At 73.9% G+C, this 22,075-nt stretch carries 24 protein-coding genes; 9 read left to right on the plus strand and 15 right to left on the minus strand.

All coding sequences use genetic code 11. The features are described 5' to 3' along the window. Window positions 1-32 precede the first annotated feature (32 nt). Window positions 33-974, minus strand: a complete 942-nt coding sequence (locus OG861_RS04165) for a LysR family transcriptional regulator (RefSeq protein ID WP_330261256.1) — start codon at window positions 972-974, stop codon at window positions 33-35. Between the two features lie 83 nt (window positions 975-1,057). Between OG861_RS04165 and OG861_RS04170 the strand changes: the two genes are divergently transcribed. Both OG861_RS04170 and OG861_RS04175 read left to right on the plus strand, forming a co-directional pair. Next, on the plus strand, window positions 1,058-2,044 hold the full coding sequence (locus OG861_RS04170) for a dihydrodipicolinate synthase family protein (RefSeq protein ID WP_330261257.1): 987 nt from the start codon (window positions 1,058-1,060) through the stop codon (window positions 2,042-2,044). A 392-nt stretch (window positions 2,045-2,436) separates the two neighbouring features. Next, a complete protein-coding gene (locus tag OG861_RS04175) occupies window positions 2,437-3,111 on the plus strand; it encodes a transglycosylase SLT domain-containing protein (RefSeq protein ID WP_329200390.1) in 675 nt (224 codons plus the stop codon). 53 nt (window positions 3,112-3,164) lie between these two features. Here OG861_RS04175 and OG861_RS04180 read toward each other — a convergent pair whose 3' ends face one another. From OG861_RS04180 to OG861_RS04200, 5 genes are all read right to left on the minus strand, one after another. Then, window positions 3,165-4,826, minus strand: a complete 1,662-nt coding sequence (locus tag OG861_RS04180; RefSeq protein ID WP_443064454.1) for a peptide-N4-asparagine amidase — start codon at window positions 4,824-4,826, stop codon at window positions 3,165-3,167. Window positions 4,827-4,948: 122 nt separating this feature from the next. Further along, entirely contained in the window at window positions 4,949-5,443 is a 495-nt protein-coding gene (rraA, locus tag OG861_RS04185) for a ribonuclease E activity regulator RraA (RefSeq protein ID WP_330261258.1), read from the minus strand. Window positions 5,444-5,508: 65 nt separating this feature from the next. Continuing rightward, window positions 5,509-5,775: a GlsB/YeaQ/YmgE family stress response membrane protein gene (locus OG861_RS04190; protein ID WP_329200386.1), complete on the minus strand. Its 267-nt coding sequence runs from the start codon at window positions 5,773-5,775 to the stop codon at window positions 5,509-5,511. A 214-nt stretch (window positions 5,776-5,989) separates the two neighbouring features. Beyond that, window positions 5,990-6,877 carry a hypothetical protein gene (locus OG861_RS04195; RefSeq protein WP_329200384.1) on the minus strand — a complete coding sequence of 296 codons (888 nt, stop codon included), beginning with the start codon at window positions 6,875-6,877 and terminating at the stop codon, window positions 5,990-5,992. Next, the gene (locus OG861_RS04200) at window positions 6,874-7,830 is read right to left on the minus strand and encodes a phosphatase PAP2 family protein (protein ID WP_330261259.1); all 957 of its coding nucleotides are present in this window, start codon (window positions 7,828-7,830) and stop codon (window positions 6,874-6,876) included. The genes OG861_RS04195 and OG861_RS04200 overlap by 4 nt, the downstream gene beginning before the upstream one ends. 177 nt (window positions 7,831-8,007) lie before the next feature. Between OG861_RS04200 and OG861_RS04205 the strand changes: the two genes are divergently transcribed. Beyond that, complete coding sequence (locus tag OG861_RS04205) at window positions 8,008-8,619, plus strand: TetR/AcrR family transcriptional regulator (protein ID WP_329200381.1); 612 nt, start codon at window positions 8,008-8,010, stop codon at window positions 8,617-8,619. A 145-nt stretch (window positions 8,620-8,764) separates the two neighbouring features. Here OG861_RS04205 and OG861_RS04210 read toward each other — a convergent pair whose 3' ends face one another. Then, a complete protein-coding gene (locus OG861_RS04210) occupies window positions 8,765-9,307 on the minus strand; it encodes a TerD family protein (protein WP_329200379.1) in 543 nt (180 codons plus the stop codon). A 419-nt stretch (window positions 9,308-9,726) separates the two neighbouring features. On the opposite strand from OG861_RS04210, the gene OG861_RS04215 reads away from it, so the two are divergent. The 3 genes from OG861_RS04215 (at window position 9,727) to OG861_RS04225 (ending at window position 11,941) form a co-directional block, all read left to right on the plus strand. Next, window positions 9,727-10,539 (plus strand): glutamate ABC transporter substrate-binding protein, encoded by an 813-nt coding sequence (locus OG861_RS04215; protein ID WP_330261260.1) that lies wholly within the window; start codon window positions 9,727-9,729, stop codon window positions 10,537-10,539. Between the two features lie 156 nt (window positions 10,540-10,695). Beyond that, window positions 10,696-11,514 (plus strand): endonuclease I family protein, encoded by an 819-nt coding sequence (locus tag OG861_RS04220; protein ID WP_329200375.1) that lies wholly within the window; start codon window positions 10,696-10,698, stop codon window positions 11,512-11,514. Window positions 11,515-11,626: 112 nt separating this feature from the next. Then, window positions 11,627-11,941, plus strand: a complete 315-nt coding sequence (locus OG861_RS04225) for a DUF3040 domain-containing protein (RefSeq protein WP_329200374.1) — start codon at window positions 11,627-11,629, stop codon at window positions 11,939-11,941. Between the two features lie 27 nt (window positions 11,942-11,968). On the opposite strand, the gene OG861_RS04230 is transcribed toward OG861_RS04225, so the two are convergent. The 3 genes from OG861_RS04230 to OG861_RS04240 form a co-directional block, all read right to left on the minus strand. After that, window positions 11,969-13,597 carry a beta-N-acetylhexosaminidase gene (locus OG861_RS04230; protein ID WP_330261958.1) on the minus strand — a complete coding sequence of 543 codons (1,629 nt, stop codon included), beginning with the start codon at window positions 13,595-13,597 and terminating at the stop codon, window positions 11,969-11,971. Window positions 13,598-13,664: 67 nt separating this feature from the next. Continuing rightward, entirely contained in the window at window positions 13,665-14,087 is a 423-nt protein-coding gene (locus OG861_RS04235) for a GlcG/HbpS family heme-binding protein (protein ID WP_329200372.1), read from the minus strand. A gap of 62 nt (window positions 14,088-14,149) precedes the next feature. Further along, entirely contained in the window at window positions 14,150-15,367 is a 1,218-nt protein-coding gene (locus tag OG861_RS04240; RefSeq protein ID WP_329200371.1) for an MFS transporter, read from the minus strand. Between the two features lie 193 nt (window positions 15,368-15,560). Between OG861_RS04240 and OG861_RS04245 the strand changes: the two genes are divergently transcribed. After that, window positions 15,561-16,025, plus strand: a complete 465-nt coding sequence (locus tag OG861_RS04245) for a MarR family winged helix-turn-helix transcriptional regulator (RefSeq protein WP_329200369.1) — start codon at window positions 15,561-15,563, stop codon at window positions 16,023-16,025. Between the two features lie 11 nt (window positions 16,026-16,036). Here OG861_RS04245 and OG861_RS04250 read toward each other — a convergent pair whose 3' ends face one another. From OG861_RS04250 to pdxR, 4 genes are all read right to left on the minus strand, one after another. Then, entirely contained in the window at window positions 16,037-16,546 is a 510-nt protein-coding gene (locus OG861_RS04250) for a hypothetical protein (RefSeq protein ID WP_330261261.1), read from the minus strand. Further along, window positions 16,543-17,193: an RNA polymerase sigma factor gene (locus OG861_RS04255; RefSeq protein WP_330261262.1), complete on the minus strand. Its 651-nt coding sequence runs from the start codon at window positions 17,191-17,193 to the stop codon at window positions 16,543-16,545. The genes OG861_RS04250 and OG861_RS04255 overlap by 4 nt, the downstream gene beginning before the upstream one ends. 8 nt (window positions 17,194-17,201) lie before the next feature. Further along, on the minus strand, window positions 17,202-17,678 hold the full coding sequence (locus OG861_RS04260; protein WP_329200364.1) for an LAETG motif-containing sortase-dependent surface protein: 477 nt from the start codon (window positions 17,676-17,678) through the stop codon (window positions 17,202-17,204). A gap of 276 nt (window positions 17,679-17,954) precedes the next feature. Then, window positions 17,955-19,451, minus strand: a complete 1,497-nt coding sequence (gene pdxR, locus OG861_RS04265; RefSeq protein WP_330261263.1) for a MocR-like pyridoxine biosynthesis transcription factor PdxR — start codon at window positions 19,449-19,451, stop codon at window positions 17,955-17,957. 28 nt (window positions 19,452-19,479) lie between these two features. Between pdxR and OG861_RS04270 the strand changes: the two genes are divergently transcribed. Continuing rightward, a complete protein-coding gene (locus tag OG861_RS04270) occupies window positions 19,480-20,424 on the plus strand; it encodes a DMT family transporter (RefSeq protein WP_330261264.1) in 945 nt (314 codons plus the stop codon). A gap of 119 nt (window positions 20,425-20,543) precedes the next feature. Next, entirely contained in the window at window positions 20,544-21,365 is an 822-nt protein-coding gene (locus tag OG861_RS04275) for a helix-turn-helix domain-containing protein (protein ID WP_329202570.1), read from the plus strand. A gap of 54 nt (window positions 21,366-21,419) precedes the next feature. Here OG861_RS04275 and OG861_RS04280 read toward each other — a convergent pair whose 3' ends face one another. Then, entirely contained in the window at window positions 21,420-22,055 is a 636-nt protein-coding gene (locus OG861_RS04280) for a class I SAM-dependent methyltransferase (RefSeq protein WP_330261265.1), read from the minus strand. Between the last annotated feature and the right edge of the window lie 20 nt (window positions 22,056-22,075).

Consider the following 22,075-nt stretch of genomic DNA (forward strand, 5'->3'; position numbering starts at 1 on the left):
GTACACGGACGCCGCCCCGTACGGGAGTTGCGTCACCCGATGGCGCGGGATCCGGCCAGTGGGGAGGGCAGCGCTTCCCGCAGCGCCGCGCCCAGCGCCGTGACACCGGGATGGCCGGCCGCTCCGCTGCGGAAGGCGAGCAGGGTCCGTCGTGCCATGAGCAGCCGGGTGAGGACCACGCGGTCGTGGTCGCAGCCGGTGAGGCCGAGCTGCGGGACGACGGCCACACCCTGACCGACGGCGACGAGGGCGAGGACGGTGGCGAACTCGTCGGCCTGGTGCCGGATCCGGGGTTCGAAGCCCGCCGCCCGGCAGGCCCGTACGGTCATGGCGTGGCAGAGCGTTCCGGGCACCGCGGTGATCCAGGGCGCTTCGGCGTGGCGGCGCAGTACCTCCTCCTGGCCGGTCCGGGTCTGCGCCGGGCATCCCGCGGGCCCGGCGGAGGCCGGGGCGGCGAGGTACATGGCCTCCTCGAAGAGCGGCTCGGTGGCCAGGCCCGGCTCCCGCGCCGCGGGGACGAAGTCGTACTCGTGGACCAGGGCCACGTCGAGCTCACCGGCGCGCAGCGCGTGCGCGACCGCCGCCGGATCGGTTTCGCGGACCATCGGCTCCAGCCCCGGGTGGCGGCGGGAGAGGGCGGCCAGGGCCGCCGGGACGAGGGCCCGCGTGGCGGTGGGGAAGGACCCGATGCGCAGGGCTCCGGTGAGGCCGAGGCGGGCTCCGGCGAGTTCGGCGCCGGCCTGCTCCAGCCGTTCCAGGACGGCATCGGCGTGCCGGACGAGGTTGTGGCCGGCCGGGGTGAGCCGGACCCGGCGGCCGGTGCGCTCCAACAGGGGCAGACCTGCTTCGCGTTCGAGGACGCCGAGTTGCTGGGACACCGCCGACGGGCTGAAAGCGAGGGCTTCGGCGACGGCGGCGATGGTGCCCCGGTGGGCGAGTTCGCGCAGCAGGCGCAGGCGGCGTACGTCGAGCATCGGCCCAGCTTACGGTTCAGGTAAGGAACGCTCACTGGATTTGATGCTGGGGCGCCACGAAGCTGTTCGGCATGGCACGGGACATGACACGAAACAGCGCGCGGCGGCCAGCGGAGCACCTCGCACAGCACACGGCGCGGCACACGGCACGCGACCTTCCGCTCCACGGGGTCCACGTCCCCCTGATCACCCCCTTCACTCCCGGCGGGGACGTCGCCGCCGGGACGCTGGAATCCCTCGCGCACGAGGTACTGGACGCGGGTGCCACCGGGATCGTGGCCCTCGGTACCACCGCGGAGGCGGCCGCGCTCGACGAGGCGGAGCGGGACCTCGTCACCACCGTGTGCGCCCGGGTCTGCCGGGAGCGGGGCGCGCCGCTGACGGTGGGCGCCGGGGCGAGCGGGACCCGGGCCGCCGAAGCGGCGCTCGCGCGGCTGGCCCGGTGGCCGCAGGCGATGGCGGCACTGGTGACGGTGCCGCCGTTCGTGCGGCCCTCGGCGGCGGGGGTGACGGCGCACTTCGCACGGCTGGCCGAGGTGAGTCCGGTACCGCTCATCGTGTACCACGTCCCGTACCGGACGGGGCAGCCGCTGGACGCGGCCGCGCTGCGGGCGCTCGGGGAACTGCCCGGGGTGGCGGGGGTGAAGTACGCGGCCGGGGGGATCGACCAGGACACGGTGGCGCTGCTCGGCGAACTCCCCGCGGGCTTCGCATTCCTGGCGGGTGACGACGTGTACCTCTCGCCGCTGCTCGCGCTCGGTGCGGCGGGCGGGATCCTCGCCTCCGCGCACGTGGCGACGGAGCGGTACGCCGAGCTCACCTCGGCGTGGCGGTCGGGGGACGTCGCTCGGGCCCGGGCCCTGGGGCACGCCCTGGCCCGGCTCTCGGCGGCGCTGTTCGCCGAGCCCAACCCGGCGGTGATCAAGGCGGTGCTGCACGCCCAGGGCCGGATCCCCTCCCCGGGCGTACGCCTCCCGTTGCTGCCGGCCTCGAAGGGCGTGGTGACGGACGCCCTCGCGGCGCTGACCGGGCTCCGGCACGACGACCGGCTCCTCACCGGACGGCGCTGATACGGCACGGACGGGGGCTCGGCATGCCGGAATAAGTCCTTGATGGGCGATTCGCGCATAACAGCCCGGTCGCCCCAATCCGCCACTCGGAGGGGGAAGTTGCCCCGGTTTGGCGAGAGGCCCGTCCGCTCGTGATGTGAGTCACTCGGGGCGCGTCAACATCAATTCCCGGAAAGGCCCGATTCCCTTTCCCCGGAAAGAAAGTTGGCTTTCCGGGGAACGCATTCCCAAGGTCATTTACCGGGCGTCATGCGGTATGTCGATCACCCAGCGGAATTCACGCCTTGTTCCGGTCGCCAGGATTCGCCTACGGTCACCTCGTTCCCAGTGGCCGCCCGTCGAAACCGGTCGCCACGAGGGCTCTCCCGTACCCCCACGTGAGGAATTGCGCCATGCGCCCAAAGGGTAAGCACCGACGGCCGAAGCAGCACCCGATCGCCCGCAAGCTGGCCGTGGCCGGCACGGGCGGAGCGGCCCTCGCCCTCCCGCTGGTCAGTGCGACCACGGCCGGCGCGACGGAGACCACCGCCGCTCCCACCACGTACTCCGTGGTCGCCGGTGACACCCTTTCGCAGATCGCGGCCGCGCACTCCGTCGCAGGCGGCTGGCAGCAGCTGTACGAGGCGAACAAGAGCGTCGTCGGCGCCAACCCCTCGGTCATCCGGCCCGGCATCAAGCTGACCCTCGGCACGGCGCCGAAGACGGCGACGGCGGTCCAGGCCGTGGCGCGGCCCACCACCTCCTACACCAACAATCTCGACGGCTGGATCCGCCAGTCGCTGGACATCATGGCCCAGCACGGTATTCCCGGCAGCTACAACGGAATTCTGCGCAATGTGATGCGCGAGTCCTCGGGCAATCCCATGGCGATCAACAACTGGGACTCCAACGCCGCGGCCGGTATCCCCTCCAAGGGGCTGCTCCAGGTCATCGACCCGACCTTCCGCGCCTATCACGTACCGGGAACCTCGCTGAACTCCTACGACCCGGTCGCGAACATCACCGCCGCCTGCAATTACGCGGCCGCCCGCTACGGTTCGATCGACAACGTCAACGGCCCGTACTAAAGAGGCCCTTCACCGCCCGGGTACCCGATGTACGGGTACCCGGGCGCTCTGCGTCAGCAGCGCCGGCGGTCCTGCGTGAGCACGCCCTGCGCGGTGGCGACCGTACGGTCGTAGCAGCCGGCTTCGGAACCGGACAGCCGGTAGCGCACCGTCGTGGTGCCCACGGCGTGCCGCTGCTCGCGCGGGACGTCGGCGGTGTAACTCGCGTCTCCCGCGTACGTGTCCTCCAGCCGCGACCACCCGACCTGGCGGCCGCCGCGCAGGGTGGAGGTGTCCGCCCTGTCGCCGAGGGAGAGGACGGTGCGCAGCCGGCCCCCCGCGCCCAGGGTGGTTTCACCGTCCATCGTGTAGGTGCGCCGGGTCGTCGTGGCGGCCTCCCCGTGGGACACGGTCTCCTCGTCGGTCCACCGCGCGGACAGCGCGTCGAGGTCCTCGCCCTCGGTCCAGCGGTGCACGGAGGTGTTGCGCACCGCCCGGCTGACCGTGGTCGTGACCCGGCCGTGGGAGGTGTCGAGGTGTCCGGCGACGGTCAGGGAGTGGCCCGCCCCGGTGTCGAGCCGGTGCTCGGTCCCGGGCGTCCAGCGGACGGAGTTGGCCGGATCGCTCTCCTCGTGCCGGGTGAGGGCGCCGGTGACCACCGCACGGCCCCGGTCCTGCCACAGCAGCAGGTTCGCCGGGGTGCTCCAGCCGCTCTGCCCGGCCGGGACCCCGGCCACCGACACCTCGATGCGGTGGGGGCGGCCGTCGTTGAGGAGCGCCGCGTAGGGCGTGAGGTCGTAGTGCAGGGGCTGAACGTCGAAGGCGTGGGGGCCGGGGGTGACGTACCAGAGGAACGGGTTGGACCATCCGCCGGTCCAGACGGTGGGGAACGGTGCGGCGAGACCGGCCAGTTGCCCGTCCACCAGCACGCGGACCTCGCGGTAGGGGCCGTCCGCCGCCTTGCAGGAGTACGGGGCGGCGTCGGGCGTGGTCAGGTACCAGAACTCCTCGCACCCGCCGCCCGAACCGGTGGCGTACACCTCGGCGAGGAGCCGTTCGGTGTTGCGCGGGGTGGTCACGGACGGGGTGGTGAGCGGGATGACGCGGTCGGGGGTGACGGCCGGCCGGGTGCGGCCTTCGGCGGCGTAGAAGGTGAGGGTGACCTTGACGTCGATGACACCGGTGTAGGTGTCGTCGACGACGTTGCCGATCAGCATCTCCACGGGCTGCGGGCGGCTGAGGGTGTCCCGGTAGTGGGTGACGTCCTTCTCGACGGACCAGGTGATGCCCTCGGGCGAGGGTTCGGGGGTGGAGGTGCTCAGGATCTCGACGCCGCCGACGCTGAGGTTGCCGAGGCGGTCGTACTGGCGGCCCTTGACCTTGCCGTCGAGGCGGAGCACCACTTCCGCCCAGTCGCCCCGGCCGCAGCCGGTGGGCGGCGCGTAACTGCCCCGGTACGGGGTGAAGTCCCGGAACTGGGCCTCGGCCAGGGTCACTTGGCAGGACCTGGTCCCGGGCCGGGCCACGGACGGAGCGGCGGTGAGGGGGTCGTGCCAGTCGGTGCCGAACTCGGCGGGCGGGTCTTGCCCGGGTCGGCCGTCGCCGGGGGCCGCGGTGGACGTGGCGGCCGTGGTGGCGGCGCCGGCCGTGGCCGCGCTCGCGGGTCCCGCGGCGGCCAGGGCGCCCACGGCGAGCGCGAGCGCGCCCAGCAGGCCCGTGATCCTGTGTCGTCTCATGGGCCCGCAGTGAAACCCGGCCGGGCCCGGGGACGCCAGGGCGCGCGGAGCGGCACTGGCCGGATGTCGTCCCCGCGTCGAGTGCCCGTGCCGGCGGCGCAGGGGCCGGACGCCCCGGTGGATCAGGCGGCGGGCGAACCGGCCGGGAGTACCGCGACCCCGTCGTCGTCGGCGTAGACGATGTCCCCGGGACGGAAGGTGACCTCACCGATGGTGACGGGCTCGTCGACGGTGCCCGCGCCCGTCTTGCCGCTCTTGCGCGGGATCGTACCCAGGGCCTTGATGCCGAGGTCGAGGCGGCCGAGGGCGTCGCTGTCGCGGACCGAGCCGTTGATGATCAGTCCGGCCCAGCCGTTGCGCAGCGCGGCTCCGGCGATGAGGTCGCCCACGAGCGCGGTGCGCGGGGAGCCACCACCGTCGACCACGAGCACGGCGCCCTCGCCCGGTGTGCCGACGAGCTCCCGCAGCAGGGCGTTGTCCTCGTGGCAGGAGAGGGTGCGCACCGGCCCGGCGAACACCGCGCGGCCGCCGATCCGGCGGAAGGGGGTGGTGCACAGACCGAGGGCCTCTCCGTACCGGTCGTACAGGTCGGCGGTGGGTATCGGCTTGACGGTCATCTCGCTCCGGCTCCTTCGCTGTCTGCGTCGCGCGGTGACCAGCGTAGGCGTCGGCCCGGGCGCGGTCAGCGGCGGGAGTTGCCGAACAGGAGGCGGTAGCCGATCAGCAGGACGAGCGAGCCGGCGATGGCGGAGCCCCAGGTGGCGGCGTCGAAGAACTGGTTCTCGATCGGCCGGTCGAGGAATTTCGCGGAGAGCCATCCGCCGATGAAGGCACCGGCGATGCCGATGAGGGTGGTCCCGATCAGTCCGCCCGGGTCCCGGCCGGGCAGCAGCAGCTTGGCTATGCCGCCGGCCAGCAGCCCCAGGATGATCCAGCCGATGATGCCCATGCCCGCTCACTCCGCTTCGTTCGTGCACGCTCGCTCGCGCGTTCAGGGAGGAGGACGCGAGGAGGGCGGGATCGGTTCTCCGGGGAGGTCGCCGGTGCCGGGCGCGGCCGGCCGGCGCGGGCCCGGCCGACGCCCGGCCGACCGTGCGGGCCGCGCGGGTCGCGCGGGTCGCGGGTCGCGGGTCGCGCGTCGAGCGGGTCGAGCGTCGAACCGCTCACACCGCGACCCGGCCGGCCGTTGCGGCGGCGGCGGTCGCGGGCGCGGGCGCCGGGTCGGCCACCCGGTCGCCGGGGCTCGTCCGGGTCAGCAGCAGCACCCCGCGCGCCGCGGCGAGGGCGCCCGCGGTGGCCAGCAGGATGCCGAGCGCGCCGCCCTGGAGCCGTTCGCCGAGCAGGACCATGCCGATGGCGGCGGCCGCGAGCGGGTTGGACAGGTTGACCACGGCGAGCGGTGCGCCGAGCCCGCCCCGGTAGGCCCGTTGCGACAAGAGCATGCCCCCGACGGCGAAGACCACGACGAGCAGCGCCACCGTGACCACCCGCGGGCTCAGCAGGGCCCCTCCCCGGCCGCCCGCCACCGCCACGGTCTGCGTCAGCGCGGAGGCGGCGGCGGAGGCCAGCCCCGAGGCGGTGGCGTGCCGCAGGCCGGAGCGGACGTCACCCCGGGTCAGCAGGGTGATCACGGCGGCGGTCGCGCCGGAGACGGCGAGGGCCTCGGCCAGCGTGAGGGTGTCGTCGGGAGCGGGTCCGGACGCCGGCAGGAGCAGCAGGCCGAGCCCGGCGACGGTGGCCAGGGTGCCCCGCCACTCGGTGGCGGCGACCCGGCGGCCCGCCCCGCGCGCCCCGAGGGGGACGGCCGCGACGAGGGTGAGGGCGCCCAGGGGCTGGACCAGGGTGAGCGGCCCGTACCGCAGGGCGGCCGCGTGCAGCAGCGCGGCGGCGGCGTTCAGTCCGGCCGACCACCACCAGGCGCCGTTGCCGAGCAGCGCGGCGGCGCTGCGGGCGACGGCACGGCGGGCGAGGCGTTCCTGGGCGACGGCCGCGGCCGCGTAGGCCACGGCGGAGGCGAGGCAGAGCGCGACCGCGAGGGCGGTGGCGTTCACCGAAGGCTCCCCGCGCCCGCGACGACGGACTCGGCCCGGCCACGGCGCGGCCCCGGCAGGCCGGCTCCGACGGAGGGCACGGCGGCGGGGGACGCGGCCCCGGGGGCAGCCCCGGGCGACACCGCCTCGCAGGACACGGCCCCGCGCGACACCGCCTCGGGAAGCGCCGTGCCGGGAGACGCACCGGCCGGCGACGCGGCGGCGATCCGGGAACCACCCGTGACCGGGCGCGGGACGAACAGCAGCGCGGCCCCGAGCAGGACGGCGGCGACGACCGCGTCCAGCCAGTAGTGGTTGGCCGTCCCGACCACCACGAGCAGCGTCACCAACGGGTGCAGCAGCCACAGGTACCGCCACCGGGAGCGGGTGGCCGCGATCATGCCGAGGGCCAGCATCAGGGCCCACCCGAAGTGCAGGGAGGGCATCGCGGCGAACTGGTTGGCCAGGGTGTCGGTGGCCGGCGCGGCCCGGTAGACGGTGGGCCCGTAGACCTGCGCGGTGTCCATGAGCCCTGCGGCGCGGAGCATCCGCGGCGGTGCCAGCGGGAACGCCAGATGGAGGGCGAGGGCGGCTCCCGTGAGGACCGCGAGCACGCGGCGGGTCCACAGGTAGTGGCCGGGGCGCCGGACGTAGAGCCAGATGAGGAAGAGGGCGGTCGCCGGGAAGTGCACGCCCGCGTAGTAGGTGTTCGCCGACCGTATGAGGGTGTCGCCGTGCAGCAGCAGCCGCTGTACCGCGCCCTCGCCGGGCAGGTGCAGCGCGCGTTCGGCGTCCCAGATCCGCGCGGCGTTGCGGAACGCCTCGTCGGTGCGGCCGGTCGAGAGCATCCGGCCCGCCTTGTAGACGGTGAAGAGTCCCGCGACGAGCAGCAGCTCGCGCAGGAGCCGGCGCCGCTCCCGCCCGCGTCCGGGTGGACCGGTGGGGGGCTCCGCGGGGGTCGTCTCGGTGGTCATCCCACGGTCTCGCTTCCTCTACTCGGCGGGCGGCCGGGCGGAGCTCGTCCGCCGGGCCGTCACACATCGACACGCCAGTGTATCGATACATTGGCGTATCGATACGCCGGTGTACCGATACGCTGGCGTAGCCGTACACTCGAATGACGGACCGTGCCGCCGAGGAGGACCGCACCCATGACACAGACAGAGCCGGCCTCCGCGCGTCGCTCCAAGATCAGCCCCGAGCGGGTCCAGGAGTTCTACGACGCCGTCCTGGAGCAGCTGCGCGAGAACGGCTACGAAGCCCTGACCATGGAGGGCATCGCCGCCCGCGCCTGTTGCGGCAAGTCCACGCTCTACCGGCAGTGGAAGACCAAGCCCCAGCTGGTCGCCGCCGCCCTGCGCGCGAACCGGCAGGGCACCCTCGCCGCGGTCGACACCGGCACCCTCGCCGGGGACCTGCGCGAGGCGGCCCGGATCGCGGCCGGCACCTCGGGTCGTGACACGCGGCTCAGTCAGGCGCTCGGGCACGCCGTGCTCAGCGACGAGGAGCTCCAGGCGGCGCTGCGCGAGGCGCTGGTCGAGCCCGAGCTGGCGGCGTTCGACGCGATGGTGGCGCGGGCGGTGGCGCGCGGCGAGATCACCGCGGACCATCCGGCGGTGGAGTTCCTGCCCGCACAGCTGATGGGCGTCATGCGGATCAGGCCGGTGCTCGAAGGCCGCTACGCCGACGCCGACTACCTCGTGCGCTTCGTGGACGCGGCGCTGCTCCCCTCGCTCGGCATCACGCCGGGCACCACCCCCTAGACCGGTGGGCCACCGTCCCCGATGACCGGACGGAGACCTGCCCGCGCTGCCTCGTGGGGACGGCGGCAGCGCGCCACCCGGACCGGGCGGCGGTCACTCGCACGACGAGTGGCCGCCGCCCGATCTGTGCGGAGCGGCGCCCGCCTCACGGCCGGGGCGCCCCCATCAGCCGCGTGTACTGCTCGGGGTCGGCGTCGAAGCCGCGCGGGCGCGCGTCCAGGGACCAGCCGCCCGAGGGGTCCCGGAGGAATTCGGCGACGGTCGCGGCGCTGAACCCCCCGACGTCCGCGAAGTCGGACCGGGCCAGGTCGGTGTAGCCCTCGCGGATGCGCACTCCGGTACCGGCCACGGAGGCGAAGGTCTTCGTACGGGCGCCTTCGGGCCCGGGGTCCTGGATCACCACGCCCACGACCACCCGGCCGAGCCCCGGGGCAAGCCGGTTCAGTTCGAGGGTCATCACCTCGTCGAAGCCGAGTCCCTGCCCGGTGTCGCTGTCCCGGTTGAGGGTGATCGTGCCGTCGGGCGCGCGGCTGCCGAAGTGCACGAGGTAGACGGGGTCACCGTAGAGGGCCGCCGAGTCGTACGCGGCGGCCAGTATGTCGAGGTCGTGCGCGGGCGTCCCGGCCGGGCTGGGATCCCAGCGCAGGGCTATCTCCACCTTGGCCAGGCTCTTGCGTACTGTGCTCACCGAACTCCCCCTCCGCTCACCGGACATGGCCCAGTCATGCTGTCACGTGCCGGTGATCAAGGCGGAGCGAACGCCGTGACGGCCGAAATCCGCGGCGACCTCCCCGCGTCCGATTGCGAACCTTTCAGCCCCAATACATGTGAACCGTCACGGCATGACCGTAATGCCCATCCGCCCGTCCGCGCCGAGGAGTTGCAGGACAGCAGGATCTGCGGCCGAGCCGGATCGTTATCCTCAAATTTCCCTCAGATGTAGTGACGCTGCGCCCGTCACCTTCCTAGCTTCCTCATACACGCGCCACCCGGACCGTGTGGTTCCGCACGTGCTCGGCACTGCGTACCGACCCCGTACTCCGTGCCCTACCCGGCACCGGTACGTCCCGCTCCCGCGTGATCCGCGATCCCAGGAAAGAGTGCAGCATGAAGGTTCCCAAGGCCGGTGCGGTCGTCGCAGTGATCGCCCTCGCCGCCACCGCCACGGGGTGTGCCGGTGACAGCGCCAAGGAGCCGCTCGCGATCGGCATCAAGTTCGACCAGCCCGGGATCGGGATGCGCGAGGCCAACGGCACCTACACCGGGTTCGACGTCGACGTGGCCACCTACATCGCGAAGGAGCTCGGCTACAAGCCGAACGAGATCGAGTTCAAGCAGGTCTACAGCTCCGACCGCGAGCTGCTGATCCAGTACAACGAGGTCAAGTTCGTCGCCGCCAGCTACTCGATCAGCGACAAGCGCAAGGAGAAGGTCGACTTCGCCGGCCCGTACTTCATCGCGCACCAGGACCTGCTCGTGCGCTCCACGGATACGTCGATCACCAAGGCCGAGGACCTGAACTCCAAGCGGCTGTGTTCGGTGACCGGTTCCACCTCGGCCGAGAACGTCCGCAAGACGCTGGCGCCCAAGGCCAGCGTCCTGGAGCTCGGCAGCTACTCGGACTGCCTGGTCGCCCTGCAGGACAACCAGGCCGACGCGATGACGACCGACAACTCCATCCTGGCCGGTTACGCGGCCCAGAAGGGCAACGAGGGCAAGTTCAGGCTGCTCGGGCTGAACCTGAGCAACGAGAACTACGGCATCGGCCTCAAGAAGGGTGACGCCGACCTCCAGCGCAAGATCAACACCGCGCTGACGAAGATGGTCGCGGACGGCTCCTGGGACGCGGCGGTCAAGAAGAACTTCGGCCCGGCCAACTACAAGTACGAGCCCGCGCCGCAGGTGACGTCGGGCAGCTGACGCGTGGTCCGGCCCAGGCTGCCACCTGGGCCGGACCCCTTCCCGACACATGGTTTTCACCTGTTGGATACATGACAATGTGAGCCTCGCTCTGCCACCTGACACCCCGCCAACCGACCGGCGGGGACGGTGCGTGTGGAGAGGTACCCCCACGTCATGAGATTCTCCCGCCTCGCCCCCTGGGCGGCCGGCCTCACCGCCGCCGCCCTGGCCCTCATACCGGCCACCGCCTCGGCCGGACAGCAGCGGACGGCGGCGATTCCCCACGCCGCAGCCGCCACCACCACGACCACCGCCGACTACTACGCGGCGGCCCAGGGCAAGACCGGCGCAGCGCTCAAGAGCGCACTGCACGGGATCATCAAGAACCAGTCCACGGTCACCTACGACGGCGTGTGGAACGCCCTCAAGGTCACCGACCAGGACCCGGCCAATCCGAACAACGTCATCCTGGTGTACTCGGGCCGCTCCCAGGCCAAGAACACCAACGGCGGGAACCCCGACGACTGGAACCGCGAGCACGTCTGGGCCAAGAGCCACGGCGACTTCGGAACCGCGACGGGCCCCGGCACCGACCTGCACCACCTGAGGCCGGAAGACGTCACCGTCAACAGCACCCGTGGCAACAAGGACTTCGACATGGGCGGCAGCCCGGTCGCCGAGGCCCCGGGCAGCTACACCGACTCCGACTCCTTCGAGCCGCGCGACGCGGTCAAGGGCGACGTGGCGCGGATGCTGCTCTACATGGCCGTCCGCTACGACGGCGGGGACGGCTTCCCGGACCTGGAACCGAACGACCAGGTCAACAACGGCTCGGCGCCCGCGATCGGGCGGATCAGCGTGCTCAAGCAGTGGAACCAGATGGATCCGCCGGACGCCTTCGAGCAGCGCCGCAACCAGGTCATCTTCGATACCTACCAGCACAACCGGAACCCGTTCATCGACCACCCGGAGTGGGTCAACTCCATCTGGTGACCTGCGGCGCAGGCCGTGGTGCCTCCACGGGATTGACCCGCTCCAGACCGGGTAGCCGCAGGTCAGAGGCTGCGGCCCGCGCCCGGCGGGCAGCCCGTGGAGGTACGTCGTCATGGACGGAGCCGGACTCTCCGATCGTGAGAGGCGAGCCCTCTCGGCGATCGAGGCCCAACTCAAGGGTGACCGTTCCCTGGACCGCCGCCTGCGGTCCGGACACCGCCGGCGTCACGCCGTGGCGGCCTGCGTGCTCGGCGCGCTGACCGTCGCCCTGCTGGTCGCCGCCTCGGTGACCGTGTCGCAGCCGCTGATCTGGGCCTTCGCCGCGACGTGGATCGTCACCGTGTTCACGGCCCTGCCGCTGGTGGGCCAGTGGATCAGGCGGCGCTGGCAGCAACGGGACCGAGCGCTCGGCCACGAGGCCCCGTGAACCCTCGGCCCCGACGGCCTTGCCCGGCTACGACAGCTTGTCCGCGAGGGCCTGGAAGGCGGTCCAGGACAGCTGCGGGGGCCGGGGGTCCCAGACCTTCTGCGACAGGGCCGCCAGCGGCATTCGTATGCCGTCGGCCACCTGGGCCTGGGTCTGGGCGCCGGACAGGTCGCACCACACGGCGAGCCGGGCGCCGAGCACCTGCGGCCCGTACCGCGCGGGCACCGCGGTGGTGCCGCGCAGTACCAGCGGGGTCCACTGCTCGTAGATGCGGCGGCCGGTCGGGTACGTGAACTGGTTCGGCTGGCCGAGCACGTAGTACAGGTACTCGTCGTTGAGGTTGACCACCTTGCGGCCGGCCTGCAAGTAGGCCAGCGGCGGCCGGGCGCCGTTCTCCTTGCCCGTCCAGTACTCGGCTTGGAGGTCGGGGGCGGCCGCGACCACTCCCCCGGCGAAGAAGCCGTCGTTCCAGGCCTTGAGCGCCTTGCCGGAGGGGCGCACGACGGCGGCCCGGTCGTTGAGCCAGCCCGTCGCCAGGTCCTGCACGCGGGCGCTCGGGCCGTAGCGCTGCCGCGCCGCGGTGGCGAGCTGCGGGAACGAGGCCTGCGGATCGGGGACGACCAGTGCCTGGTATTCGTCGGCGCCCAGGTGCCAGGCCCCGCCGGGGAACAGCGGCAGGTACTCGCGCAGCAGTTCGTCGACCAGTTTCGCGGACGCCGGGTTCGCTATGTCGACGGCGCCCTTGACGGCCCGGCCCCGTACGTCACGCAGCTGGAGTGAGGGGTGGGCGCGCAGCACCGCTCCGAGGTGGCCGGGCGAGTCGATCTCCGGGACCACGGTGATGTGCCGGCTCGCGGCCAGCGCCGTGATGCGGCGTACCTCGGCCTTCGTCAGGTGGGGGTCGGAGACGATCTCCGGGTGGGTGTCGGACTGGATCCGGAAGGCCTGGTCGTCGGAGAAGTGCAGGCCGAGCTGGTTGAGCTTGAGGTCACCCATCTCGCGGAGCCTGGCCTCGATCCAGTCGGGGGTGAAGTTCTTGCGGGCTATGTCGAGGTTGAGGCCGCGCTGGGGCCGGTCGGGGGCGTCGCGGACGGTGCCTTCGGGTGCCGAACCGGCAGTGCGTATCTCCTGCTTGAGGGTGCGGGTCCCGTAGAACACACCCGCCTCGTCAGGGCCGCTGATCTTGACCCGGCCGCCCTGGACGGTGAGGGTGTACGACTCCGGTTTCCCGGAGGGGGCCGCTTCCAGGGCGAGTTGTACGTCGCCGGTGCGCGGGGCGGCGGACTCCGCGAAGCCGAGGCCGAGTTCGCCGGCGAGGAGCCGGGCCTCGTCGGTGAGGGCCGTGCGGTCGGCGGGCGCGATGACCACGCGGGCGCCGGAGGCGGGCTTCCAGCCGGGTCCGCGGGCCGGGGCGTGTTCCCGTACGGCGGGGATGACGCGGGGGGTGGTGGAGAGCGGATGGGACGGGGTGGGCGTCGGGGTCGCGGAAGCGGGCGCCGCCGTGGAGGCCCCGGAGGTGGCGGCCGCGCGCGGGGACGGGGCAGCGCCGGCCTCGCCCCCGCCGCCCGCACATCCGGGAACGGCGAGGCCGACCAGCGCGGCGACCGTTGCCGTCGCGATGGCGTGGACCTTCCTGGATTGCCTGGTCTCTCGCATCATGCACCGTTTTTCCCCGTACCAACGTGGCACGGGGAACGGTGCGGCGCGAGCGGGAGGGCCCCTCTCACACGAGCGCGGCGAGTGCGGTGGCGGCGCATTCGTGGTCCTGGGCGGGGGCTCCGCCGCCGACACCGACGGCCCCTACGAGGCGGCCCTCGCGGTGGACGGGCAGTCCGCCGGCGATGAACAGCAGCGGCCGGTCCAGGGCGGTGGGCAGGGTGTGGAAGGGGCCGCCGGGCAGGACGGCCTCGGTGAGGCCGGCGGTCGGCGCGTTCAGCTGGAGGGCGGTGTAAGCCTTGCGGGTGCTGGTCTCGCCGGAGATCAGGACGGCCCGGTCGTCGCGGCGGAAGGCCAGCGGGTGGCCGCCCGCGTCGAGGACGGTGACGCTGACCGCGATCCCGGCGGCTTCGGCGGCCTCGCGGGCGGCGCCGAGGAGGACCTCGGCGTCCTCGGTGGTCAGGGGGGCGACGGCGGTGGTGACGGACATGGAGGGGCTCCTGCCGGATCGGGTGGGGCGGGGGTCGGGTCAGTGGTGGGGCGGGGGTCGGGTCAGTGGTGGGCCGGGACGGCGGCGTTTTCGGGGGCGGCGCCCGTCACCACGCGGCTCGCGGCGGCGCGTGCGCCCGTACGCCGTTCCAGCGCGCCCGAGACGAGGGCGAGGACGAGCGCGGAGGCGGCCAGTGCGGCGCCGACCCAGTTCGGGGCGGTCCAGCCGAGACCGGCGGCGATGACCAGCCCGCCGAGCCAGGCGGCGAGCGCATTGCCGAGGTTGAAGGCGCCGATGTTGACGGCGGAGGCGAGCGTGGGGGCGCCCGCGGCCTGGTCGAGGACCCGCTTCTGGAGCGGCGGCACGGTCGCAAAACCGAGGGCGCCGATGAGGACGACGGTGACGGCGGCGGCGGCCTTGTCGTGCGCCGTGAGGGTGAAGACCGACAGGACGACGGCCAGCGCCCCGAGCGACACGTACAGCATCGGCATCAGCGCGCGGTCGGCGAACCGGCCGCCGATGAGGTTGCCGGCGACCATGCCGAGACCGAAGAGGACCAGCAGCCAGGTGACGGAGGTGTCGGCGAAGCCGGCGACGTCGGTCATCATCGGGGTGATGTAGGTGATGGCGGCGAACACCCCGCCGAAACCGAGGACGGTCATCGCCATGGCGAGCAGGACCTGGACGTTGCGGAACGCGGCGATTTCGTGGCGGATGCGGACGCCCTCGGGCCGGGGAAGTTCGGGGACCAGCTTGGCGATGCCGAGCAGGCCGAGCACGCCGAGTGCGGCCACGATCATGAAGGTGACGCGCCAGCCGAGGGTCTGGCCGACGAGGGTGCCGAGGGGGACGCCGACCACGTTGGCGACGGTCAGGCCGGTGAACATCATGGCGATGGCGCCGGCCTTCTTCTCCGGGGCGACCAGTCCGGCCGCCACGACCGAGCCGATGCCGAAGAAGGCGCCGTGGGCGAGGGAGGCGACGACGCGTCCGGCCAGCATGACGCCGAAGGCGGGAGCGAGGGCGGAGAGGACGTTGCCCGCGATGAACAGGCCCATGAGCAGCATCAGCATCCGCTTGCGGGGGACGCGGGTGCCGAGGACGGTCATGAGGGGGGCGCCGAGTACGACGCCGAGGGCGTAGCCGGTGACGAGGAAGCCGGCGGTCGGGATGGTGACGCCGTAGTCGGTGGCGACCTCGGGAAGGAGGCCCATGATCACGAATTCGGTGGTGCCGATCCCGAAGGCGCCTATGGCGAGGGCGAGGAGAGCGAGAGGCATGAGGGGTGCTGCCTTCCGGGGAGGGGGTGGTGCGGTGGCGGCGCAAGGCCCGCTGCGGAGCCGCATACGATTGCGGGCGCCGCTTACGTGCGTCCACATTAATTGCAGACGCCGGTTAATTGCAAACGCGGGCTATTGCATCCGTCGCCTATCCTGGTGGAGTACCCAGCGGAACGCACCCGAGGAGAGGTCCATGACGGCCACCGACAGCGCACTCACCGCCCTTTCCCAGGGCTGGTGCGCCCTCTCCCTCCTGCACGGCCGCATCGAGACCCACATCGAGCGGGCACTCCAGGCGGCCCACGGGCTGAGCGTGCGCGAGTACTCGCTGCTGGACGTGCTCAGCCGCCAGCACGACGGACCGGGCGGCCACCTGCGGATGCACCAGGTCGCCGACTCCGTGGTGCTCAGCCAGAGCGCGACGACCCGGCTGGTCAGCAGGCTGGAGGAGCGCGGGCTGCTGAACCGCTACATCTGCGACACCGACCGGCGGGGCATCTACACCGACGTCAGCGAGGCGGGCCTGGCCCTCCTCGGCGAGGCGCGGCCGACGAACGACGCCGCCCTGCGCGAGGCACTGGACGCCGCGGCGGGGGTTCCCGCACTCGCCCCGCTGGTGGCGGCCGTCGAGAACACCCGCACGGCCGCCGTCGGCTGAACCCCCTGGGGCTACGGCTTCCCGCTGCCGCCCGGCGAGGGCCGGCCGACACCCGTGGGCGTCGGCGAGACGGAGGCCGGGGAGGTGGACGGCGGCGCGGGCCGCGACGGCGACGCCGAAGGCCTGCCCGCGGGTGCGGTCGGTGTCGCGCGCGGGGACGGCAGCCCGGTCGCGGGTGGCGTGGGCACGGGCGAAGGCTCCTCGCTGCGCTCGGGTGAGGGCGTCCGCGGGCTCGGCGTCGGCGAAGGGATCTCGGCGGGCGCCGCGGGCGGCACCGGCCTGACCGGCCCGTGCCCGGACCCGGGTCCCAGTACCAGGTACCCGGTCACCGCGGCCGCGGCGCCGGCCAGCCCGGCGGCCGACCAGGTCAGGCGCCGCAGCCAGACCGCGGCTACCGGCCCGCGCCGGGACGAGCCCGGCGGATCGGCGGGCCGCAAGTCCCGGACGGTGACCGTGTCCGCCCGCGCTCCCAGGGCCTCGCGCAACCGGTGTTCGACCGGGCGTTCGCCGTCGTGCGTCATACCCGTCCCTCCAGAATCCGTTCCAGCGCGTCCAGGCCGCGGCTCGCGTTCGACTTCACCGCGCCCCGGCTGATCCCGAGGGTGTCGGCTATCTCCGCCTCGCTGAGCTCCGCCCAGTACCGCAGCACCAGCACCTGCCGCCGGCGCGGGGTCAGCCGGCCCAGGGCGGCCAGTACCTCCCGGTGGGCCTCGTCGAGCACGACGGATGCCTCGGCGGAGGGCACGTCGGCCGTGACGGGCGGGATCCAGGCGCGTGCGGTCCGCCTGCGGCGCAGGACCGAGCGCGAGGTGTTGACCACCGCGGTACGCAGGTACCCCAGCGCGTTGTCCACGCCCTTGATCTGCTCTCCGTGCCGCCGGTACAGGGCGGTGAAGGCGTCCTGTACCACGTCCTCGGCCGTGGCCAGGTCGTCCACCAGCAGCACCGCCAGGCGGACCATGCCCAGCCGGTGCGCGTGGTAGAGGTCGGTGACGGTGGGCGGCGCCGGCGTGCCCGCGGACCCGGGGCGCTCGGACGGGTGCGGGTACGGGTAGGCGGGGGCGGCCGGCGCGTGGGCGTCGCGGCGCAGCAGGAACGACCACGAGCCCCTTCGCGCCCGGCCGAAGCCGGGCGCGAAGGGGCTCGTCGCCGGGGCGAGTGGCAGCACGGGGGTCCTCAGTTGCCGGCGCGGCGCCGCACCGTGTACAGGGCTCCGGCTCCGACGGCTATGAGCCCGGCGGCCCCGGCGCCCAGGGCCATGGTGGTCGAGGAGGAGCCGGTGTGCGCGAGTTCGGAGCCGGCCGGCGCTTCCGAGGGCCGGGCCGACGGCGCTGCGCTCGGGGTGCTGCTGCCCGGAGCGGCCGTCGGCGTGGCGCTGCCCGAGGGGGCCACGGTGGGCTTGCCGCTGCCGGCCGGCGCCGTGGGGACCGCACTGGCGGACGCACTCGGGGCAGCACTGGGGGTCGCGGTGCCCGCAGGCGGCAGGCTGGGAGCGGGCGCCGGCGTGGCGCTGGTCACCGCGTGCGCGGGTGCGGCGGACGGCGTTCCCGCTGCGGCGAGGGCCGGGCCGCCGAGTGCGAGCGCCACCCCGGCGGCGGCAGCGGTGACGAGCGCTGCCCGGCCGGCGGACGAGGTGGCGCGCTTGAGGTTCATCACGGTGGTTCTCCCACGGTCGTGCGGTCGGGACGAGGGCGCGGAACTACGCCCTACACCCCGCACGACGCGCGACCGTCCGCGAGGTTGCCGCTGTTCCGGAAAAAGTTTCACGCGACCGGGAGGGCGATCCGGTGGACCACTTCGAGGCCGAGGGGCACCGTGTGGCAGACGGCGATGATCAGGAACGTGCCGGGGTCGGACCTGCGGTGCATGCGAGGAGCATAGGGTTCGCCCGCGAAGGGCCCGTGCCGAGGTCCTGTCGTGCGGGGCGGTTCAGGCGACCTGCCGCAGTGCCTCCCCGAGCAGGGCGATCCCCTCCTCTACGTCGCCCACCGGGCCCGCCGCGTATCCGAGGACCAGGCCCGGCGCGCCCGGCGCGACGCGGTGCCAGGACAGCGGGTGCGCTTTGACGCCGAGGGCGAGCGCGGCCGAGGCGAGCGCGGTGTCCTCGAAGCCGGCGCCGTCGAAGGTGACCATCAGGTGCAGTCCGGCCGCCGCGCCGTGCACCCGGGAGCCGGGCAGCGCCGCCCCGATCGCCCGCAGCATGGCGTCCCGGCGGCGCCGGTGGCGGCGCCGGACGAAGCGCAGGTGGCGTTCCAGCTCGCCGGAGTCCATCAGCCGCGCCAGTACGAGCTGCGTGAGGACCGGGCTGCCGAGGTCGGCGTAGCGCTTGTGCGCCACCACGGCGTCCAGCAGCCGCGGCGGGACCAGCAGCCAGCCCAGCCGCAGGGCCGGGGCCAGCAGCTTGGAGACGCTCCCGGCGTAGCAGACCGCCTCCGGCAGCAGCGCCCGCAGGGCGGGTACGGGGGCGCGGTCGTAACGGTGCTCGGCGTCGTAGTCGTCCTCGATGACCACTCCCCCGCCGGCCGCCCAGGCCAGCAGCTCCCGGCGGCGTTCGCCGTCGAGCACCACCCCGGTGGGGAACTGGTGGGCGGGGGTGAGCAGCGCCGCGCCCGCTCCGCTGCCGACGAGGGCGCCGACGTCGATGCCGGCCGCGTCCACCGGTACCGGGACGGTCTCCAGCCGCCCGAACTCCAGTTGCCCCCGGGCCCCGAGGGAGCCGGGGTCCTCCACGGCCACGCGTCGTACGCCGCTCCCGCGCAGCACGGGAGCCAGCAGGGCCAGGGCCTGGGCGACGCCGGACACGACGACCACCTCGCCCGGGTCGGCGCGGATCCCGCGGTTGCGGGCGAGCCAGCCGGCGACCGCCTGCCTCAGCGCGGGCGTTCCCTGGGGGGCGCCGTAGCCGAAATCGGCCGGGGTGAGCCCGGCGAGTACCCGGCGTTCGGCCTGGAGCCAGGCCGTACGGGGGAACGCGGTCAGGTCCGGCACCCCCGGCGAGAGGTCGATGCGGCAGGGCACGGTGCGCAGCGCGTCGACGAGGGCGGTGCCGGGCCGGGGTGCGAAGGGGTCGGCGGACGCGGCCGGGCCCTCGTCGGGTGCGCGGGACGACGCGGGGACGGAGGCGGGCGCGGGGGCGGCGACGACGACCGTCCCGGCCCGGCCGCGGCCCGCGACCTGCCCGGCGTCCGCCAGGCGCTGGTAGACCTCGGTGACCAGGCCGCGCGAGACCCGCAGTTCGGCGGCCAGGACACGGCCCGCGGGGAGCCGGCTGCCGACGGGCAGGGTGCCGTCCGCGATGGCGGTGCGGATGCGGGAGGTCAGCCACTCGGTGCGGCCGCGGGGCGGCGCCTGGCCGATGTCGAGCAGCAGGAAATCCGACCCGGCGGTTTTGGACCCCTTGGAACGGCCCTCTTCGGCACTGCTCATGGGTCCAATACTGGCAGAGGCTGGGCGCATGAACCCCTCCCCGTCCGATCCCGTACCCGCGCCCTCCTCCGCCTCGCGTGACCTGCTTCCGGGAGTCGTCGGCATGGTGCTGGTCGGCAGCAGCGTCACCATCTCCCGTTCGCTCGCCGGCGCCCCGCTCTTCGCTCCCCAGGCCGTCCGTTACGCGGCCGCCGCCGTGATCCTCTTCGTCCTCGCCCGCGCCGCCCGGGTGCCGTTGCTGCGTCCGCGCGGCCGTGAGTGGCTGTGGCTGGCCGGGATCGCGGCGAGCGGGCTGGTGCTGTTCAACGTGGCCGTGGTGCGGGGCGTCGCGCACGCCGAGCCGGCCGTCATCGCGGTCGCGGTGGCCTCCGTACCGGTCCTGCTCGCCCTCGTCGGTCCGCTGCTGGAGCGGCAGCGGCCCAGCCGTCGGGTGCTGCTGGCCGCCCCCGTCGTCGTCGCCGGGGCCGCGCTCGTGGAGGGGGCCGGGCGCACCGACGCGGCCGGGGTGGGCTGGGCCGCGCTCGCGCTGGGCTGCGAGGCCGGGTTCACGTTGCTGGCGGTGCCGGTGCTGGGCCGCCACGGTGCGTGGGGGGTGTCCGTGCACGCGGTGTGGCTGGGGGCGGTGATGCTGGCGGGGCTCACGGTGCTCGTGGAGCGACCCGGCTCTCTCGCGGCGCTCGGGCCCGGACAGTGGGCGGCGGTCGGCTACCTGGCCGTCCTGGTGACGGCGGTGGCGTTCCTGCTCTGGTACCGGACGGTGGCGGCCGTGGGCGCCGGCCGGGCCGGGCTGCTCGCCGGGCTCGCCCCGCTCGCCGCGGCCGGGGCGGGAGCGGCGTCGGGCGGTGGGGTCCCGGGAGCGGCGGTGTGGCTGGGACTCGCCGTGGTGGTCGCGGGGCTGGTGGTCGGGCTGCGGCCGAGCGGTGCGCCGGCGGCGGAGCCGGTGGGCGTCGAGCGGGTGCCCGTGGCCCCTTGAGGGTGCCCGGAGCGGTGGATCACAATCCGCAGATGCCGACGCCCCCGTACGACACCGCACCCCACAGCGCCGATCCGTACGGCACCGACCCGTACCGCACCGCCCCGTACAGCAGTTGGATGCGCTACTTCTCCCCCACCGCCAACCACCGCCGGCTCGGGCTGGTCTGCCTGGGCGTGGGGGTGCAGGAGGGGCCGCTGCCGGTGGTCGGCCCGCGGGCGCTCGACCACCACGTGGCCGTGGTGGTCACCCGGGGGCGGGGCTGGTTCAGCCACGGCGGGCGCCCGCCGCAGCCCGTGACGGCGCCCGCGCTGCTGTGGCTCGTGCCCGGCGTCGAGCACCACTACGGACCGGATCCGCGGACCGGCTGGGAGGAGTGCTTCGTGGACTTCGCGGGACACGGCGTGGAGGCCTACACCGATCTCGGCTACGTCACCCCCGACCGGCCGCTGGTCCCGTTGAGCGCGACGGCCGGGGTGCGGCACGTGGTGGACGGGATCGTCCGGGCGGCCCGTACCGGCGGCCCGCTGCTGGAGGTGGAGGCGGCCGCGGCGGTACACGCGCTGCTGGTGGCCCTGCGCTACGCCCGCGCCGAGGTGTCCCGGCACGGCGACGCCGTCATGGAGGCCCTGGCGCGGGACGCACTGTTGCCGATCTCCGTCGCCGAGCACGCCGCGCGGCTCGGGATACCGCTGCCGGAGCTGCGCGGGGCGGTGCGGCGCAGCACCGGCGAGGGCGTCAAGGAGTACCTCCTCGGCATCAGACTGAGCCGGGCCAAGGAGCTGCTGGCCCGCACCGATCTGCCGGTCGCCGGGGTCGCCCGGAGGGTCGGGTACGACGACCCCGGGTATTTCAGCCGGCTGTTCAGCCGCCGCGTCGGCATGGCCCCGGGCCGCTTCCGCGCCCAGCAGTCCTTCCGCGACGCCGGGCGGCAAGGGTGAGGGCTGTCCCCTGGTCCGCGGCGGGCGCGCGGCGCCGGGGACCACGGGCAGCCCTCAGGGCTTGTCGCGGCGCCGGGCGTAGCAGAACAGGTGCTCCTCCGGGTCGGCGAGGCCGCCCTCGGGGTGGAAGAGGCTCGTGCGGTGGTACAGGAGTTCCAGGCCGGCCGTCTCGATCCGGGTCGCGTACTCCTGCTCGGACAGGCTGCTGACGGTGACCTGGTGGCCCATCCACTCGATGGCGAGGCCGCTGATGTCGCCCGGCACGGTGGCGAGGACGAGGTACCCGCCCGGCGCCACCCACGAGGCCATCCGTTCCAGCGAGGCCGCCACTTCGCGCTGCTCCATCATCAGCAGCGGGAAGAAGGCGCACACCGCGTCGAATCCGCCCCCGCCGGGCGCGTACGTGCGTACGTCCGCCTGCTCGAAGCGGGCCCGCGGGACCCGCTCGCGCGCGAGGGCGACCATCTCGGCCGAGACGTCGATGCCGGTCACCTCGCAGCCCGCCGCCGCGAGCCGTTCGGCGGTGGGCCGGCCCGTGCCGCTGCCCACGTCGAGGACCCGCGCACCCTTCGGCAGTCGGCCGGTGAGCCAGTCGAGGGCCTGCGCCTGTGCGGGGACGCGGCCGAACGCCTCCTCGTAGCGCTCCGCGAGCGCGTCGAACACCTCGGCCGCCGACTCGTGTCCACTCATCGCGATGCCTCGTTCCCTCT

The organism is Streptomyces sp. NBC_00539 (genome assembly GCF_036346105.1).
GTDB lineage: Bacteria > Actinomycetota > Actinomycetes > Streptomycetales > Streptomycetaceae > Streptomyces.

What these genes read in the sequence shown, in the direction of transcription:
- OG861_RS04165 (WP_330261256.1), bottom strand. Translation starts at nt 974, where the DNA reads ATGCTCGACGTACGCCGCCTGCGCCTGCTGCGCGAACTCGCCCACCGG.
- OG861_RS04170 (WP_330261257.1), top strand. Translation starts at nt 1,058, where the DNA reads ATGACACGAAACAGCGCGCGGCGGCCAGCGGAGCACCTCGCACAGCAC.
- OG861_RS04175 (WP_329200390.1), top strand. Translation starts at nt 2,437, where the DNA reads ATGCGCCCAAAGGGTAAGCACCGACGGCCGAAGCAGCACCCGATCGCC.
- OG861_RS04180 (WP_443064454.1), bottom strand. Translation starts at nt 4,826, where the DNA reads ATGAGACGACACAGGATCACGGGCCTGCTGGGCGCGCTCGCGCTCGCC.
- rraA (WP_330261258.1), bottom strand. Translation starts at nt 5,443, where the DNA reads ATGACCGTCAAGCCGATACCCACCGCCGACCTGTACGACCGGTACGGA.
- OG861_RS04190 (WP_329200386.1), bottom strand. Translation starts at nt 5,775, where the DNA reads ATGGGCATCATCGGCTGGATCATCCTGGGGCTGCTGGCCGGCGGCATA.
- OG861_RS04200 (WP_330261259.1), bottom strand. Translation starts at nt 7,830, where the DNA reads ATGACCACCGAGACGACCCCCGCGGAGCCCCCCACCGGTCCACCCGGA.
- OG861_RS04205 (WP_329200381.1), top strand. Translation starts at nt 8,008, where the DNA reads ATGACACAGACAGAGCCGGCCTCCGCGCGTCGCTCCAAGATCAGCCCC.
- OG861_RS04215 (WP_330261260.1), top strand. Translation starts at nt 9,727, where the DNA reads ATGAAGGTTCCCAAGGCCGGTGCGGTCGTCGCAGTGATCGCCCTCGCC.
- OG861_RS04220 (WP_329200375.1), top strand. Translation starts at nt 10,696, where the DNA reads ATGAGATTCTCCCGCCTCGCCCCCTGGGCGGCCGGCCTCACCGCCGCC.
- OG861_RS04225 (WP_329200374.1), top strand. Translation starts at nt 11,627, where the DNA reads ATGGACGGAGCCGGACTCTCCGATCGTGAGAGGCGAGCCCTCTCGGCG.
- OG861_RS04230 (WP_330261958.1), bottom strand. Translation starts at nt 13,597, where the DNA reads ATGCGAGAGACCAGGCAATCCAGGAAGGTCCACGCCATCGCGACGGCA.
- OG861_RS04235 (WP_329200372.1), bottom strand. Translation starts at nt 14,087, where the DNA reads ATGTCCGTCACCACCGCCGTCGCCCCCCTGACCACCGAGGACGCCGAG.
- OG861_RS04240 (WP_329200371.1), bottom strand. Translation starts at nt 15,367, where the DNA reads ATGCCTCTCGCTCTCCTCGCCCTCGCCATAGGCGCCTTCGGGATCGGC.
- OG861_RS04245 (WP_329200369.1), top strand. Translation starts at nt 15,561, where the DNA reads ATGACGGCCACCGACAGCGCACTCACCGCCCTTTCCCAGGGCTGGTGC.
- OG861_RS04250 (WP_330261261.1), bottom strand. Translation starts at nt 16,546, where the DNA reads ATGACGCACGACGGCGAACGCCCGGTCGAACACCGGTTGCGCGAGGCC.
- OG861_RS04260 (WP_329200364.1), bottom strand. Translation starts at nt 17,678, where the DNA reads ATGAACCTCAAGCGCGCCACCTCGTCCGCCGGCCGGGCAGCGCTCGTC.
- pdxR (WP_330261263.1), bottom strand. Translation starts at nt 19,451, where the DNA reads ATGAGCAGTGCCGAAGAGGGCCGTTCCAAGGGGTCCAAAACCGCCGGG.
- OG861_RS04270 (WP_330261264.1), top strand. Translation starts at nt 19,480, where the DNA reads ATGAACCCCTCCCCGTCCGATCCCGTACCCGCGCCCTCCTCCGCCTCG.
- OG861_RS04275 (WP_329202570.1), top strand. Translation starts at nt 20,544, where the DNA reads ATGCGCTACTTCTCCCCCACCGCCAACCACCGCCGGCTCGGGCTGGTC.
- OG861_RS04280 (WP_330261265.1), bottom strand. Translation starts at nt 22,055, where the DNA reads ATGAGTGGACACGAGTCGGCGGCCGAGGTGTTCGACGCGCTCGCGGAG.